Here is a 15,392-nt window from a genome sequence, read left to right as displayed (position 1 = left end):
GCGCAGCGCGCCACCCATAGCGCCGTAGCAAGCGCGGCTCGCTTGGAGGGCAGCCCGGGGCCCGTTACCCCATCTACAATCCTACTTATTCAATCGCTTCCAGAACCCCGCCGTGTCGCAGAGCCGGCCGTCGGGAAACAGCGCGTAGTTCGCGATGATCCCGCTCTCGGTCCAGCCGGCGCGCTTGTAGAGACGATAGCCGTTTTCGCCCGGCACGGTATCGAGCACGAGCAACCAGCGGCCGCGTCTGATGGCTTCGACTTCGATCTGCGCCATCAGCGCTGCGCCGATGCCGCGCCCGCGCGCGGAACGGTGGACCAGCATCTTTTTCAGGTCGGCGCGGTGCGGCTGGTTGGGCGGCGTGTCGAGTCCCAACTGGACCGTGCCGACGATCCTGCCATCGAGCTTTGCTGCAAGCAGCACAGTGTCGTCTGACGCGACTGCGCCAGCGACTTCACGAAAGTACGCAAGCCCATCGGCCTGCGAAAACGGCGCCATGAAGCTGACGCTGGCGCCGCCCTCGACGCAATCGACGAGGACCGATGCGAGCTGCTCGAGGGCTGCGTCCGGTACGGGCGCGTCGAGAACGGATATCTCGACGCTGCCGCTCACGCCGCCAGGTCGAGCTTTGAGGCGACGGTGGAATCGGCGTTGAGGCGGTAGATGATAGGTGCGCCGGTCGCCAGCTCGCGCTTCAGGATCTGCTCGGGCGACAGTTTCTCCAGCACCATGATCAGCGCGCGCAGCGAATTGCCGTGGGCGGCGACCAGCGTTCGTTCGCCGCGCAGCACGCAGGGCAGGATCTCCTGCACGTAATACGGCAGCGTGCGCGCCAGCGTATCCTTCAGGCTTTCACCGCCGGGCGGCGAGACGTCGTAGGAGCGGCGCCAGATCAGGACCTGCTCCTCGCCCCACTTCTTGCGGGCGTCGTCCTTGTTGAGACCGGAGAGATCGCCGTAGTCGCGTTCATTGAGCGCGAGGTTCTTGAGCGTCTTCAATCCGGTCTGGCCGATTTCGGCGAGCGCCAGATCGAGCGTATGCTGCGCGCGCTTCAGCACCGACGTAAAGGCGATGTCGAACGACAGTCCTTGCGCCTTCAACTTGCGGCCGGCCTCTTTCGCTTCGGCAATGCCCTGCTCGGTGAGATCGGGGTCTTTCCAACCGGTGAAGAGATTCTTCAGATTCCATTCACTCTGGCCATGGCGCACCAGCACGAGAAGACGATCGCTCATTCCAAATTCCGTTCTTGTTTGAGCATGATCATTTCGGAAAACCGGTTCCCGCTTTTCCGGATCACGCGTTAGACGTCGGAGAGCCCCAGCACATCCATCATGGAGTATAGCCCGGGCTCCTTGCCATTTGCCCATAGCGCCGCCTTGATCGCGCCATGCGCAAAGATCATGCGGTCCTCGGCAAGATGCGACAGCGTGATGCGCTCATGCGGTCCGGCGAAGATCACGCTGTGGTCGCCGGGCACCGTGCCGCCGCGCAGCGAGGCAAAGCCGATATCGCCGGCACGGCGCGCACCAGTGTGGCCATCGCGGCCACGGGCCGAGTGCCTGTCGAGCGCAATGCCACGGCCAGCCGCAGCAGCCTCGCCGAGCAGGAGGGCGGTGCCGGAGGGTGCGTCGACCTTGGCCTTGTGGTGCATCTCGACGATCTCGATGTCGAAGGCATTGTCGAGCGATTTCGCGACCTGCTGAACGAGGGCCGCCAAGAGATTGACGCCGAGGCTCATATTGCCGGACTTCACCACCACGGCGCGATTGGTGACGCTTCGGATCACCGCGTCATCGGACGCCGACAGCCCGGTGGTGCCGATGACATGGACGAGGCCACGCTCGACTGCGATCGCGACATTGGCGATCGTCGCCGCCGGCACGGTGAAATCCAGGATGCCGTCGGCATTGGCCGAGAGCGACCAAAGATCAGCCGACAATTTGACGCCGTTGGCAGGCAGGCCCGCGAGCACGCCGGCGTCCTCCCCGAGAAGCTCGGAGCCGGGCGCTTCCAGCGCACCGGTCAGAACCGCGCCCGGGGTCTCCGAGATGGCACGCGTCAAGGCGCGGCCCATCCGGCCGCCGGCCCCCGCAACGATCAAGCGCATATCGGCCATGGCTTATCCCTCTCCACGCCTATAGCGGGCGCAGCCCATTCCGGCAACCGAGTCTCTTGCGAGACGTTCCCATAGGCAAGCAAAAGCTGGAAACGAGGCGGGTAGAAGGATGGTCCAACCTGGCCCCGCCGGCGGGATCGCCCAGGCCGCCATCCGGCGTACCCGCGTGGCTATAGGGCTAGTTCCAACTGCTTTTCCAAGACGACCTGGCCGTCGCGTTCGACAGTATAGGTCGCCTTGTAGGTGCCGTGGTCCCAGCCGTTCGGCGGGCGCTTTTTGCCCGCAAACAACATGTACTGCGCCTTGTTGCTCTGAAGCGGCGCGGTTCGATTTTCGGCAAGAACTTGTCCCTGCGGGTCCTTGATCACCAGCCCCTGGGTGTCTCCCGCTTTCAGCCCGATGGCGCGGATGAAAGCAACAAGCGCGGGGGAATTGGCGGATACGGATTGCCCCTCCGCACTTGCCTCCTCAATGAGTTCCATGGTCGGCGGACCGCTCATGAAGCCGGCGTTCAGGACCGCTCGTTCCTGATACGCAAGCCGAGCGCGGAGCGCAGGCTGCCAAAGAGATTCGCCGCCACCGCATGAGCCGGGAACGGCACCATAGGCGAAGGGATCTACGATGGCTCCTTTGTACCTGACGGTGAAATGCAAATGAGGATATTCGGTCAGACCGGACAGACCGATGCGGCCGAGCCGCTGCCCGCGGGCGACGTCGTCGCCGGGCTTCACCGCCAGGCTGCCATTGGCCATATGGCAGTATTGGGTTTCCCAACCGCCGGGATGTTCGATGAGGACGCCGTTGCCGCATTCAACATCGCGCACGGCCTCGCGCGCCGTCTTGCCGAACGCGCCATCGGGCACGCCGTCGCGCATGCGAAGAACGCGGCCGCTTGCGGAAGCGAGCACGTCCACGCCGGATTTTTGCGCCGCGAGTGAGGGAATACGAAAGTCCGTCCCGTTATGTGCGTCGTAGGTGAGCGAGCCGCATTTATAATCGCGGCTCGACTGCGAAGGGTCGTCATCAACATAGTTCTGGATGTAGCAGGTCTGGCCAATCTCGCAGCCGACGGGCATTGCGAGCTCGATGTTCTCCGCGCGCGCGGAGCCGGCAAAGCCGACTGCCGCCGCAATCACTGCGACGGACCGCATGAATCCGTGGGAGATGATAAATGGCCTCGGTATCATCTGGCGGAAGCCTATCAGCTATCCAGCGGAGGAACTTTCCCGACCAACATTCGGACAAAGCGTGGCTCGCCATCCTCTCGCGAAGAATGCTCGCTCAGGATTGCGGCGCCTCGTAGCCTTCGATGATGATGAGATCGGCGATCGAATGCGGCTGCCGAACCTTGATGTTGGCCTGATATTCCGGCGAGCGATAGCAGGCTAGCGCTGTTTCGTAGTCGGGAAACTCGATCACGACGTTGCGGGAACGGCTCTGGCCTTCGACCGCAGTGAACTTGCCGCCGCGCACGACAAACTTGCCACCGAATTTCTGGAAGATGGCCGGGTTGGCCGCTATGTAGGGCTTGTATCCCTCCTCGTTGTGAACGTCGACGCGTCCGATCCAGTATCCCTTGGCCATCCCTTTTTCTCCCTTGTCGTTAGCCTAGCACCTGCGCAATCTCAGCCTGAATGATATCTGCGGCGGCTTTGGGGTCACTGGCCTCCAGGATCGGCCGCCCCACCACCAGATAGTCGGCGCCGGCGGCGATTGCACGTGACGGCGTCATGATGCGCTTCTGATCGCCGCTCGCGGAACCGGCCGGGCGGATGCCGGGCGTCACCAGCTTCATCTGGTGTCCGACGATCTTGCGCAACGAGGCCGCCTCCTCCGGCGAACTCACGAGCCCGTCGACGCCGAGCACCTGCGCCTGCTGCGCGCGCGCCTCGACGAGATCGGCAACGTTGAAGCGATAGCCTGCGGCGTGGAGATCATTGTCGTCATAGGACGTCAGCACCGTGACCGCGAGAATCCTGAGGTTCGATCCCGCGCGCGCCTCCACGGCCGCCTTCATGGTCTGCGGATAAGCGTGCACGGTGAGGAAGGTGGCGCCAAGTGTCGCGATGCTCTCGACGCCGCGCGCGACGGTGTTGCCGATGTCATGCAGCTTGAGATCGATGAAGACCTTCTTGCCGGCAGTTGCGAGCGCGCGCGCCAGCGGCAGGCCGCCGGCATAAGCGAGCTGATAGCCGATCTTGTAGAAGTTCACGCTGTCGCCGAGTTTGTAGATCATCGCTTCCGCCGCAGCGATGCTGGACAAATCGAGCGCCACGATCAGGCGGTCCTTCGGTGCGATATCGGCTGGCTGCATGTCACCTCACATCATGCGTTGGGAAAGGTCGATCAATTGCCGCGCCATTGCCTGCATCGCCTCGATATCGGCGGGATGCCTCAGGTGATCCATGTCGTCATAGGCATGTTCGGCAAATGACAGCGCGAGCTGGTTCGGGATCACGGTGGCCTGGCAGGCGGACAGGATGAGGCGCAGCGCCGCCAATGCGCGGCTGCCGCCGAGCCGGCCGCCGGAAGCGGCAGCGATGGCGAAGACACGATCGCGAAACACCTGGCCGCGAACCTCATGGGGATCCTGCACGCGGCTCACCCAATCGATGGTGTTCTTGACCAGCGGCGGCACGGAGGAATTATATTCCGGCGTCACGATCAGGACACCATGATGGGCGCCGATCATGCGCTTGAGATTGATCGCGTTTTTCGGCACGCCGGATTTCGCCTGCAGGTCACCGTCATAGATCGGCAGTGGAAAATCGGCCAGCGAGATGCGGCTGACCTCGGCGCCCGCCTGCGCGAGCTCATGCGCCGCAACGGCCGCAAGCTTCGCGTTGAGCGAACCTGATCGCAGCGACCCCGGGATCACAAGTATTTTCAGCGCAGACATTATTTTTGAATCGCGTTCGGCAGACCCGCCGCGCGATGCGCAGCGAGCATTTTCGCAGAAAATGCTCTTAGCCAATAAATTGCGCGTATTCTATGCGCAAAACCGGCGTCCACTTTTGCGGAATACGCGCCTACCGCCCTTTGCGATACACCCAGACCCGGGCGGGCGGAAGGTTCATCCAGATCCGCTCGGAAGCTTCTGTGGACACGCCCGGCAGCGATTTCGGGATCGGCGGGACGACCGAATAGGTGAACTGGACGAAGGGAGCGCCCGGCGCCAGCGCCACGAAGGCATCGCGGATCAGCCTTAGGCGGGTGATCATCGGTTTGGTGACCAGAGGCAGGCCAGAAACCATCGCCGCGGCCGGTGCGGGCAACACATCCCAGAGCGAGTCCCGAAGCTTGTAGGCGTCGCCCTGCACCACTTTGGCCTGCGGATAGCGCTCGCGCAGCAGCGCGCAGAAGCTGGGATTGTATTCGACCAGTACGAGACGCTTCTGATCGACGCCATGTTCGATCAGCGCGTTGGTGATCGCACCGGTCCCGGGACCAAGTTCGACGACGGGACCTTCCGATCTGACATCGACATATTGCGCCATCGTGCGCGCCAGCAGCCGGCTCGACGGCATCACTGCGCCAACATGCAGCGGTTTTTCGATCCATGACCGGAGGAAGCGGACCTCGTCGTCGAGACGGGGCTTCTTCAACGGACGCACGGACGATTGCAGGGGCATGTCGCTACCAGGCGGGACCGCGCGAGCGGCTGTCAGAAAACAGTCATAAAGAGGTATAGGTCGAAACCGTTATGGTCAAGCAGATCGCCCACGCATCTGATCCGCCAAACTGTGACGGGGTTTGGCGATAACGCCATGCACCAATTTGGATTTCAGCGCCATGGCGCGCGCTGCCAGGACCACTTCTGCCAGCACGCTAGGTACCCGTCCGAGTGCCGAAGAAGTCCTTGACCTTGGAGAAGAAACCTACCGCCTCCGGTTGCGTCGCGCCGGAGGAGAGCTTTTCGAACTCCGTCAGCAATTCCTGTTGCTTCTTGGTCAGATTCTGGGGCGTTTCGACCACGACCTGGACATACATGTCGCCGGTCTGACGCGACCGCAGCACCGGCATGCCTTTTGATGCAATGCGGAATCGGCGGCCGGATTGCGTTCCGGCCGGTACCTTCACCTTGGTCTTGCCCTTGTCGATGGTCGGCACATCGAACTCGCCACCCAGGGCCGCGGTGACCATCGAGATCGGCACGCGGCAGTGCAGGTCGGCGCCATCGCGCTGGAAGAACGGGTGCTGGGTGAGCGACAGGAAGATATAGAGGTCGCCGGACGGGCCGCCGCGGACGCCGGCTTCGCCCTCGCCCGCGAGGCGAATGCGGGTGCCATCCTCGACGCCCTGGGGAATATTGACCGACAGCGTCCGCTCGCGCGTGACCCGACCGGAGCCGGAGCAAGACGGACAGGCGTCCTCGATCATCTGGCCGCGACCCTGGCAGCCGGGGCAGGTGCGCTCCAGCGTGAAGAAGCCCTGGGCCTGGCGGATGCGACCGGCGCCGCCGCACATCGAGCAGGTCTTCGGCTTGGTGCCGGCCTTGGCGCCGGTGCCGGAACAGGATTCGCAGGTGACGGAGACGGGAATTTCGATCTGCGCGGTCTTGCCGAGATACGCCTCCTCGAGCGTGATCTCCATGTTGTAGCGCAGATCGGCGCCGCGCTCGCGGCCGCCGCTGCGACGCTGCCCGGCCATGCCGAACAGGTCTTCGAAAATATCGGAGAAGGAAGAGGCAAAACCAGCGCCGAAGCCCGGACCGCCACCGCCCATGCCCTGCTCGAACGCGGCATGGCCGTAGCGGTCATAAGCGGCGCGCTTGTCGTTGTCCTTCAGGACCTCGTAGGCTTCGTTGATTTCCTTGAACCTGACCTCGCTCGAGGCATCGCCGGGATTGCGGTCCGGATGCCATTTCATCGCGAGCTTGCGGAAAGCCGATTTCAGCTTGGTTTCGTCCGCGTTCCGCTCGACCTCGAGGGTCTCGTAATAGCAGCGCTTGGTAGACATCAGTCAAACCCGCCCGAATTCATCCTCATGCCGGACCATGCGTTCGGCAAGATGCAGTGTTCGGCTTAACGAAAAATGACCCCCATCCATGGAGACGCTTGGCGCGCTCTTGGCATGGGGGTCATCATCCTACGCCCGTGTCTTAAGCAGACTTTTTGTTCTTGTCGTCGTCGACCTCGGTGAACTCCGCGTCGACGACATCATCCTTCGCAGCGTCCTTGGCGGCATCGCTTTCGGCCTGCTGCTTGTACATGGCTTCGCCGAGCTTCATCGAAGCCTGCGCCAGCGCGTTGGTCTTGGCCTTGATCGCTTCGGCATCATTGCCCTTCAGCGCTTCCTTCAGGTCGCTGACGGCGTCCTCGATGGCACGGCGCTCGGTCTCGGCGACCTTCGAGCCATGCTCGGCCAGCGCCTTCTCGGTGGAATGCACCAGCGCGTCCGCATGGTTCTTGGCGTCGACGGCCTCACGCCGCTTCTTGTCCTCGGCGGCGTTGGCCTCGGCGTCCTTGACCATCTTCTCGATGTCGGTTTCGGAGAGGCCGCCGGATGCCTGGATCCGGATCTGCTGCTCCTTGCCGGTCGCCTTGTCCTTGGCCGAGACGTTGACGATGCCGTTGGCGTCGATGTCGAAGGTCACCTCGATCTGCGGCATGCCGCGCGGGGCCGGCGGAATGCCCATCAGGTCGAACTGGCCGAGCATCTTGTTGTCGGCCGCCATTTCACGCTCACCCTGGAAGACGCGGATAGTGACCGCGTTCTGGTTATCCTCAGCGGTCGAGAACACCTGGCTCTTCTTGGTCGGGATCGTGGTGTTGCGGTCGATGATGCGGGTGAACACGCCACCCAGCGTCTCGATGCCGAGCGACAGCGGGGTCACGTCGAGCAGCAGGACGTCCTTAACGTCGCCCTGCAGCACGCCGGCCTGGATCGCAGCACCGATGGCGACGACTTCGTCCGGGTTGACGCCCTTGTGCGGCTCCTTGCCGAACAATTGCTTCACCACTTCCTGAACCTTCGGCATGCGAGTCATGCCTCCGACCAGCACCACCTCGCCAACTTCAGCGGCGGTGAGGCCGGCATCCTTCAGCGCCTTGCGGCAGGGCTCGATGGTCTTCTGGATGAGTTCGTCAACCAGCGCCTCGAACTTGGCGCGGGTCAGCTTCATCGTCAGATGCTTCGGCCCGGTCTGGTCGGCCGTAATGAAGGGCAGGTTGATCTCGGTCTGCGTCGTCGACGACAATTCGATCTTGGCCTTCTCAGCGGCTTCCTTCAGGCGCTGCAAGGCAAGCTTGTCGTTGCGCAGGTTTATGCCCTGCTCCTTCTGGAATTCGTCGGCGAGATAGCTGACGAGCCGCATGTCGAAGTCTTCGCCGCCGAGGAAGGTGTCGCCGTTGGTCGACTTCACCTCGAACACGCCGTCACCGATCTCGAGAATGGAGATATCGAAGGTGCCGCCGCCGAGGTCGTACACGGCGATCGTGCCAGACTTGGTTTTGTCGAGACCGTAAGCGAGCGCGGCCGCGGTCGGCTCGTTGATGATGCGCAGCACTTCAAGGCCCGCAATCTTGCCGGCGTCCTTGGTGGCCTGGCGTTGCGCGTCGTTGAAGTAGGCGGGAACCGTGATGACGGCCTGATCGACCTTCTGGCCGAGATGCGCTTCCGCGGTCTCCTTCATCTTCTGCAGGATGAAGGCGGAGACCTGGGAGGGCGAATAGGTCTTGCCGTCGGCCTCGACCCAGGCGTCGCCGTTCGATGCCTTGACGATCTTGTAGGGGACAAGCTTCTTGTCCTTCTCGACCATCGGGTCGTCATAGCGGCGGCCGATGAGGCGCTTCACCGCAAAGAATGTCCGTTCAGGATTGGTCACCGCCTGGCGCTTGGCCGGCTGACCGACGAGGCGCTCGCCATCATCGGTAAGGGCGACGATCGACGGCGTCGTCCGCATGCCCTCGGAATTCTCGATGACCTTCGCGTTCTTGCCATCCATTACGGCAACGCACGAATTCGTGGTGCCGAGGTCGATCCCTATGACCTTTCCCATGGTTCTGATTTCCTTCTCTTCTCTAAGGCAGGTTGGCTGGGCCCTGGCGGCGCACCGAACCGAACCCCCACACGTTCAAATGCTCGCGATATTGCGACGATGAGGCTCATATAGGAGGGGGGGTAAGGCCTGCAAGGACTGGACGCAACCTTGAGACCTGAAAAGACTGACGTTTGAAAGATTGTGTCAGCCCGGGCCGGGATCGGCTTGGGCCCGGCTTGGTCCTTGGGCTGACATTAACGAATGCGCAAGAAAGCTGCGACATTGCACCCTGCGCCATCAGGCGGCATGAAGCCGCCCGCCCCTGTCGTCGGGCCATCAAAACCGCTAAAAGCGGGCCAACTGAACGAGGCCCGACAGCTTGCGGCCCGCGCCGGCCGCCCATCGAACGGCTTCAATGCCAAACCCGGTAGATCCTTGACATGAACCCCATTCGCCTCCTCGCCGCGGTCGCCCTGTTCATTGCCGCCGCATTTCCCGCCTTTGCCGCGGACGTGGTCTTTCCGCCGGGCGCCCGGGTCGGGATGAAGCCGCTGGTGGGGCTCAATCGCGCGAAAACCTTCACCGGCTTCGAGACCGAGGACCAGGGTGTCAAGGTGCTGGTGACCGACCTGCCGGCGGAGGCCTATGGCGAGGTCGCCAATGCCTTCAAGGCGAACCCGGGCGGCGCCGGCGGGATCAAGCCGGAGAGCATCGAGACAGCGGCCGGCCTTGCCTATTACACGGTCGAGAATGCCAAGGATGGCGCCGGCGGCGTGCGGCGCTATTCGATGATCCTGCCCGGCCCGACCTTCTCCGGCTACATCGCCATGCAGGTCCCGGAGAATGCCGCCAGGATCTATACCGACGACGCCGTCCGCCAGATGTTTTCGACCGCCGCGATCCGGGATCAGGTTCCGGTCGACGAGCAGCTCGGGCTGATGCCGTTCAAGATAACCGAACTGGCGAACTTCAAGAACGTCCGCACGGTGGCGCCCGGCGCCGCGCTGATTGTCGCCGATGGCGACGAGAAGAGCGGGTTCGAGGTGGCGCCGTTCATGATCATCGGCATCATCGGCTCGACCGCGGCCTCTCCCGATGATCGCGGCCGTTTTGCCCAGCAGATCGCGACCACGATCCCCGGCGTGCGCGACGGACGGATCACGATGTCGGAGCCGATCCGCATCGATGGCCAGCCCGGCTACGAGACACGGATCGATGCGGTCAGCGGCAAGGACAACACGCCCGTTACCATCGTGCAGTGGCTGCGGTTCGGTGCGCAGACCTCGCTGCGCATCATCGGCTCCTCGCCGCGCGATCAATGGTCGACCGCGTTCCCGCGCTTCCGCAGCGTGCGCGACGGAATTCAGCCGCGATAACATCGATCTCTGCCGGCCTCTGTCGAGGCCGGCATCAACGGCGTTGCATCAGCCGATGCGTTGCAGATTCAGTTTTGCTGTGCGGCCGAAGCCGGCGCGGTCTTTGCGCCGCCCTTGGAGACACCGACGAGCGCCGGACGCAGCACGCGATCGCCGATCGTGTAGCCGGCCTGCACCACCTGCACCACCGTGCCCGAGGGCACGGAGGGATCGGGAACCTCGTACATCGCCTGCTGGAAGTTCGGATCGAACTTCTCGCCGGTGGGATCGAATTTCTTGACGCCGTTCTTCTCCAGCGTGGCGTGCAGCGAACGCTCGGTCAATTCGACGCCCTCGATCAGGGCCTTCAGCCCAGGGTCGGCGGCCGCCTTGGCCTCCGCCGGGACAGCATCGAGGGCACGCTGCAGATTGTCGGCGATGTCGAGGATGTCGCGGGCAAAGCCGGTGATGCCGTAGGCGCGCGCGTCCGCGATCTCGCGGCTGGTGCGCTTGCGCAGGTTTTCCATCTCGGCCAGCGTGCGCAGCGTCCGATCGCGCGCTTCGTTCAGCTCCTTGGTCAGGGCCTCCGCCGATCCCTGCTCGGGATCGTCGGGCATGACGTAGGGCTTCGAGACCACGGGCTCGCCGGTCTGCGCCGGGTTCTCGGCGTTGTCGTTCGGCCGGTTCGGATCGGTCATGGCTTGCCTTTTGGAAAAATCGCGTCTGGTCAACATTTAAGGGATTGGCTGGCCGGGATATCGTGCTTTGGGCAACGAAAATCAAGCGCAACCAGCCCGGTTTCGGGGATTCGAGCATGATCCGGAAAAGTGGAAGCCGGTTTTCCCTCGCGACAAACGCGAAGCGTTTGCGCGGAGATCATGCTCAAACAAAGAGATGAGATCATGATCTAACCGCCCAGGATCCTGCTGACGAGGCGCGCGGCATAGTCCACGGTCGGGATCACCCGCGCGTAATTCAGCCGGGTCGGCCCGATCACGCCGAGCACGCCCACGATACGGCCAGCGCCGTCGCTATAGGGCGCAACGATGGTCGAGGACCCCGACAGCGAGAACAATTTGTTCTCCGACCCGATGAAGATTCGCACGCCATCGGCGCTTTCTGCGCGCCCCAGCAGGTCGATCACGCCGCGCTTGGTCTCGAGATCGTCGAACAGCGACTTGATACGCTCGAGATCCTCGAGCGCATGCAAATCCTCCAAGAGATTGGCGTGCCCGCGCACGATGAGCTGCCGGTCCTCATTGTCGCCGCCAGACCAGCTCGCGAGCCCTGCCGAGATCACCTTCTGCGTCAATTGATCGAGCTCTACGCGCCTTTGTGCGAGCGCGGTCTCGAGTTCGAGCCGCGCTTCCGCGAGCGTACGCCCGAGGATGCGCGCATTGAGGAAGTTGGTGGCCTCGATCAGCGCCGAGGATGGAACACCCGGCGGCAAGCCCAGCACCCGGTTCTCGACCTGCCCGTCTTCGCCGACCAACACCACCAACGCACGTTCCGGCTCGAGCCGCACGAACTCGATATGCTTCAGCCGCGCGTTGGACTTCGGCGTCAGCACCACGGCGGCGGCGCGGGTGAGGCCGGATAGCCGGATCAGAGCCTCGTCGAGCGCTGCCTCCACCGACTGCGCGCGGCCGACGGTAGCCAATTGGCTTTGGATCGATTGCCGTTCCGCCTCGGTGAGGTGGCCGACCTGCATCAGCGCATCGACGAAAAAGCGCAGGCCCAATTCGGTCGGCAGCCGGCCGGCGGAGGTATGCGGCGCGTAGATAAGGCCGAGCTGCTCGAGATCGGACATCACATTGCGCACCGAGGCCGGCGACAGCGGGAGCGCGATCAGGCGCGAGATGTTGCGCGAGCCGACCGGCTCGCCGGTCGCCAGATAACTTTCGACGATTTGACGGAAAATGTCGCGCGAACGCTCGTTGAGCTGGGCAAGCCCGGCGTGCGGCGTGATCAAACCGACCGGTTCGTGTTGAGCCACAATAACTCCAACTCCCTCACAACTGCCTCTAATTTGACCATCCACACGCCCGCTGACAAGCGTGCATTACCGCCCGGGAGCCGGCCAAAAGGCTTGCCGCTACGCCTGCCCGCTCCTACAAGCACCGCCAGCCATATTCGCTCGAATTCCCGGAGGATTCCCATGCGGCCAAGCCGCCGTGCACCCGACGAACTGCGCCCCGTCTCATTGGAACGCGGCGTGGTGAAATATGCCGAGGGTTCCTGCATGGTGAAATTCGGCGACACCCACGTGCTCGTGACCGCGACCCTGGAAGACCGCCTGCCGCCGTGGCTGAAGGGTCAGGGCCGCGGCTGGGTCACCGCCGAATACGGCATGCTTCCCCGCGCCACGCTGGAGCGGACCCGGCGCGAGGCCTCCGCCGGCAAGCAGGGCGGCCGCACCATCGAGATCCAGCGCCTGATCGGCCGCTCGCTCCGCGCCACGGTCGACCTGGAAGCGCTGGGCGAACGCCAGATCACTGTCGATTGCGACGTGTTGCAGGCCGACGGCGGCACGCGCACCGCCTCGATCACCGGCGCCTGGGTCGCGCTCGCCGACTGCATCAACTGGATGAAGGCCCGCAACATGCTGAAAACCAACGTGTTGCGCGACAACGTCGCGGCCATCTCCTGCGGCATCTATAACGGCACGCCGGTGCTCGACCTCGACTATGCCGAGGATTCGGAAGCCGAGACCGACGCCAATTTCGTGATGACCGGCGACGGCCGCATCATCGAGGTGCAGGGCACCGCGGAAAAGACGCCGTTCTCGCAGGACGAGTTCCTGGCGCTAATGGGGCTGGCGCGCGGGGGTGTGGCACGGCTGGTCGACTTGCAGAAAATGGCGGTGTCGTAGTCAATAGGCCATGCACCGTCGAATCACTGGAAAGCTCGTGATCGCGACCCACAATCCCGGCAAGCTTGCCGAGATGCGCGAATTGCTGGCACCGCATGGCGTGGAGGCGATCTCGGCGGGCGATCTCGGTCTTGGCGAGCCCGAGGAGACCGGCGACAGTTTTCGCGCCAATGCCGCGATCAAGGCGATCGCCGCAGCCAAGGCCGCCGATCTTCCGGCATTTGCCGATGATTCCGGGCTGGCGGTCGATGCGCTGGACGGCGCCCCCGGCATCTATTCGGCGCGCTGGGCCGGCGAAAACAAGGATTTCACCGCCGCGATGACGCGGATCGAACGCCTGTTGCAGGAACGCGACGCGACCGCGCCCGACCGCCGAAGCGCGCATTTCGTCTCCGCGCTCTGCGTCGCCTGGCCGGACGGACATCTCGAAGAGGTCGAGGCGCGCGCCGATGGAACCTTGGTGTGGCCGCCGCGCGGCACCACCGGTTTCGGCTACGACCCCATGTTCCTGCCGGATGGCCATACCCGCACCTTCGGCGAGATGACGAGCGTCGAGAAGCACGGGCTGCCACCGCTCGGGCTCGGCCTGTCGCACCGGGCCCGCGCCTTCGTCAAATTGGCGGAGATATGCCTTGACTGACCGGGACCAGGCAGCCTTCGGCGTCTACGTGCACTGGCCGTTCTGCCTGTCGAAATGCCCGTATTGTGATTTCAACAGCCATGTCAGGCATACGCAGATCGATGAGGCGCGCTTTGCCCGCGCCTTCGCGCGCGAGATCGAGACGACTGCGGCGCGCGTCCCCGGCCGTGAAGTGTCTTCGATCTTCCTCGGCGGCGGGACGCCGTCATTGATGCAGTCGCAGACGGTCGGCGCGATCCTGGATGCGATCGGCAAATATTGGCGCGTCGCGTCCGATGTCGAGGTGACGCTGGAAGCCAACCCGACGAGCGTCGAAGCGACGAGGTTTCGCGGCTACCGTGCCGCCGGGGTCAACCGCGTGTCGCTCGGCGTGCAGGCGCTCGACGACGCTTCGCTGAAGGGGCTGGGGCGGCTGCACACCGCGCGCGAAGCGCTCGATGCGGTCGCCGTCGCGCGCCAGTCTTTCGATCGCTATTCCTTCGACCTGATCTACGCCCGGCCCGATCAGACCCCTGCGATGTGGGCCGACGAGCTGAGGCATGCGATCGCGGAAGCTGCCGAGCATCTCTCGCTCTATCAGCTCACGATCGAGGAAGGCACGCCATTCTTCGGCCTGCATGCCGCGGGCAAATTGCAGACGCCGGACGAGGCCGTCGCACGCGCGCTTTACGACGTGACGCAAGAAGTCTGTGTGCAAGCAGGCCTGCCGGCCTACGAGATTTCCAATCACGCCCGCCCCGGCGCGGAGTGCCGGCACAACCTCGTCTATTGGCGTGGCGACGAATATGCCGGCATCGGCCCGGGCGCGCATGGCCGCCTCGACATCAACGGCCGCCGTCACGCCACCGCAACGGAGAAGCGGCCGGAAGCCTGGGTGATGCGGGTCGAAACCAATGGCAGCGGCGTCGTCACCGACGAGGTGCTCAACAGCGAAGAGCGCGCCGACGAATTCCTGCTGATGGGGCTCCGTCTCGCCGAAGGCATCGACCCCGAGCGCTATGCGTCGCTTTCCGGCCGCGTACTCGACCCGCGCCGCATCGCGCTGCTGCGCGAAGAGGGCGCTATCATCGTCGACACCGACGGACGGCTGCGCGTGACCAAGTCAGGTTTCCCGGTGCTGGATGCCGTGGTGGCGGATTTGGCCGCATAGTGACGTGCAGTTCGTAGCCCGGATGGAGCGCAGCGCAATCCGGGGTGTCTGCATTAGAGCGTTTTCGAGCGAAGTGGACACCGGTTCGCGTGAAGAAAACGCGTCAAAATAAGAATCTAGAGCTTCGGTTCTGATTCAATCAGAACCAAAAATGCTCTAGCTCGCGACAGAATCCCGGGTTGCGCTGCCAGGCTGGGCAAGGATTTCGGGAAGTTGAGGTACGATTCGCGGATGGTGAATCGTCTTTACAAGACCGGCGTGGATCGGGATCAGCTCA

The 15,392-nt window shown here is 63.6% G+C and carries 16 protein-coding genes; 4 read left to right on the top strand and 12 right to left on the bottom strand.

Annotation, left to right across the window (positions count from 1 at the left end; all coding sequences use genetic code 11):
• Positions 1-81 precede the first annotated feature (81 nt).
• The 10 genes from AAFX91_RS29160 to dnaK form a co-directional block, all read right to left on the bottom strand.
• A complete protein-coding gene (locus tag AAFX91_RS29160) occupies positions 82-612 on the bottom strand; it encodes a GNAT family N-acetyltransferase (protein ID WP_394568938.1) in 531 nt (176 codons plus the stop codon).
• On the bottom strand, positions 609-1,232 hold the full coding sequence (locus AAFX91_RS29155) for a 2,3-bisphosphoglycerate-dependent phosphoglycerate mutase (protein ID WP_130578020.1): 624 nt from the start codon (positions 1,230-1,232) through the stop codon (positions 609-611). Before AAFX91_RS29155 ends, AAFX91_RS29160 begins: the two co-directional genes overlap by 4 nt.
• A 68-nt stretch (positions 1,233-1,300) precedes the next feature.
• A complete protein-coding gene (gene dapB, locus AAFX91_RS29150; protein ID WP_394568937.1) occupies positions 1,301-2,116 on the bottom strand; it encodes a 4-hydroxy-tetrahydrodipicolinate reductase in 816 nt (271 codons plus the stop codon).
• A 170-nt stretch (positions 2,117-2,286) separates the two neighbouring features.
• Complete coding sequence (locus tag AAFX91_RS29145) at positions 2,287-3,192, bottom strand: M23 family metallopeptidase (RefSeq protein WP_349644868.1); 906 nt, start codon at positions 3,190-3,192, stop codon at positions 2,287-2,289.
• A 205-nt stretch (positions 3,193-3,397) separates the two neighbouring features.
• Positions 3,398-3,700: a DUF1330 domain-containing protein gene (locus AAFX91_RS29140; RefSeq protein WP_130578023.1), complete on the bottom strand. Its 303-nt coding sequence runs from the start codon at positions 3,698-3,700 to the stop codon at positions 3,398-3,400.
• 19 nt (positions 3,701-3,719) lie between these two features.
• Complete coding sequence (gene pyrF / locus AAFX91_RS29135) at positions 3,720-4,430, bottom strand: orotidine-5'-phosphate decarboxylase (RefSeq protein WP_130578024.1); 711 nt, start codon at positions 4,428-4,430, stop codon at positions 3,720-3,722.
• A 6-nt stretch (positions 4,431-4,436) separates the two neighbouring features.
• Complete coding sequence (locus AAFX91_RS29130; RefSeq protein WP_130578025.1) at positions 4,437-5,015, bottom strand: NADPH-dependent FMN reductase; 579 nt, start codon at positions 5,013-5,015, stop codon at positions 4,437-4,439.
• 130 nt (positions 5,016-5,145) lie between these two features.
• Positions 5,146-5,748, bottom strand: coding sequence for a class I SAM-dependent methyltransferase (locus AAFX91_RS29125; protein WP_130578026.1), 603 nt, complete (start codon positions 5,746-5,748; stop codon positions 5,146-5,148).
• 196 nt (positions 5,749-5,944) lie between these two features.
• Positions 5,945-7,075, bottom strand: a complete 1,131-nt coding sequence (gene dnaJ, locus AAFX91_RS29120) for a molecular chaperone DnaJ (RefSeq protein ID WP_130578027.1) — start codon at positions 7,073-7,075, stop codon at positions 5,945-5,947.
• 142 nt (positions 7,076-7,217) lie between these two features.
• Positions 7,218-9,116 (bottom strand): molecular chaperone DnaK, encoded by a 1,899-nt coding sequence (gene dnaK, locus AAFX91_RS29115; protein WP_130225528.1) that lies wholly within the window; start codon positions 9,114-9,116, stop codon positions 7,218-7,220.
• 422 nt (positions 9,117-9,538) lie between these two features.
• Between dnaK and AAFX91_RS29110 the strand changes: the two genes are divergently transcribed.
• The gene (locus tag AAFX91_RS29110; protein WP_394568936.1) at positions 9,539-10,474 is read left to right on the top strand and encodes a hypothetical protein; all 936 of its coding nucleotides are present in this window, start codon (positions 9,539-9,541) and stop codon (positions 10,472-10,474) included.
• Between the two features lie 68 nt (positions 10,475-10,542).
• On the opposite strand, the gene grpE is transcribed toward AAFX91_RS29110, so the two are convergent.
• Together grpE and hrcA are read right to left on the bottom strand one after the other, a co-directional pair.
• Entirely contained in the window at positions 10,543-11,151 is a 609-nt protein-coding gene (gene grpE / locus AAFX91_RS29105; RefSeq protein WP_028164802.1) for a nucleotide exchange factor GrpE, read from the bottom strand.
• A 209-nt stretch (positions 11,152-11,360) separates the two neighbouring features.
• On the bottom strand, positions 11,361-12,449 hold the full coding sequence (gene hrcA, locus AAFX91_RS29100; RefSeq protein ID WP_130578029.1) for a heat-inducible transcriptional repressor HrcA: 1,089 nt from the start codon (positions 12,447-12,449) through the stop codon (positions 11,361-11,363).
• Positions 12,450-12,611: 162 nt separating this feature from the next.
• On the opposite strand from hrcA, the gene rph reads away from it, so the two are divergent.
• The 3 genes from rph to hemW are packed head-to-tail and all read left to right on the top strand — an operon-like array spanning position 12,612 to position 15,115.
• Complete coding sequence (gene rph / locus AAFX91_RS29095) at positions 12,612-13,325, top strand: ribonuclease PH (protein ID WP_394568935.1); 714 nt, start codon at positions 12,612-12,614, stop codon at positions 13,323-13,325.
• A 10-nt stretch (positions 13,326-13,335) separates the two neighbouring features.
• Positions 13,336-13,965 carry an RdgB/HAM1 family non-canonical purine NTP pyrophosphatase gene (gene rdgB / locus AAFX91_RS29090; protein WP_394568934.1) on the top strand — a complete coding sequence of 210 codons (630 nt, stop codon included), beginning with the start codon at positions 13,336-13,338 and terminating at the stop codon, positions 13,963-13,965.
• Positions 13,958-15,115, top strand: coding sequence for a radical SAM family heme chaperone HemW (gene hemW / locus AAFX91_RS29085; protein WP_394568933.1), 1,158 nt, complete (start codon positions 13,958-13,960; stop codon positions 15,113-15,115). Before rdgB ends, hemW begins: the two co-directional genes overlap by 8 nt.
• Positions 15,116-15,392: the final 277 nt, after the last annotated feature.

Origin of the sequence: Bradyrhizobium sp. 31Argb (assembly GCF_043638955.1) — a bacterium.
Lineage (GTDB): Bacteria > Pseudomonadota > Alphaproteobacteria > Rhizobiales > Xanthobacteraceae > Bradyrhizobium.
The sequence above is the reverse complement of the archived record's forward strand: the minus strand, read 5'-3'. Positions and strand labels throughout refer to the sequence as shown.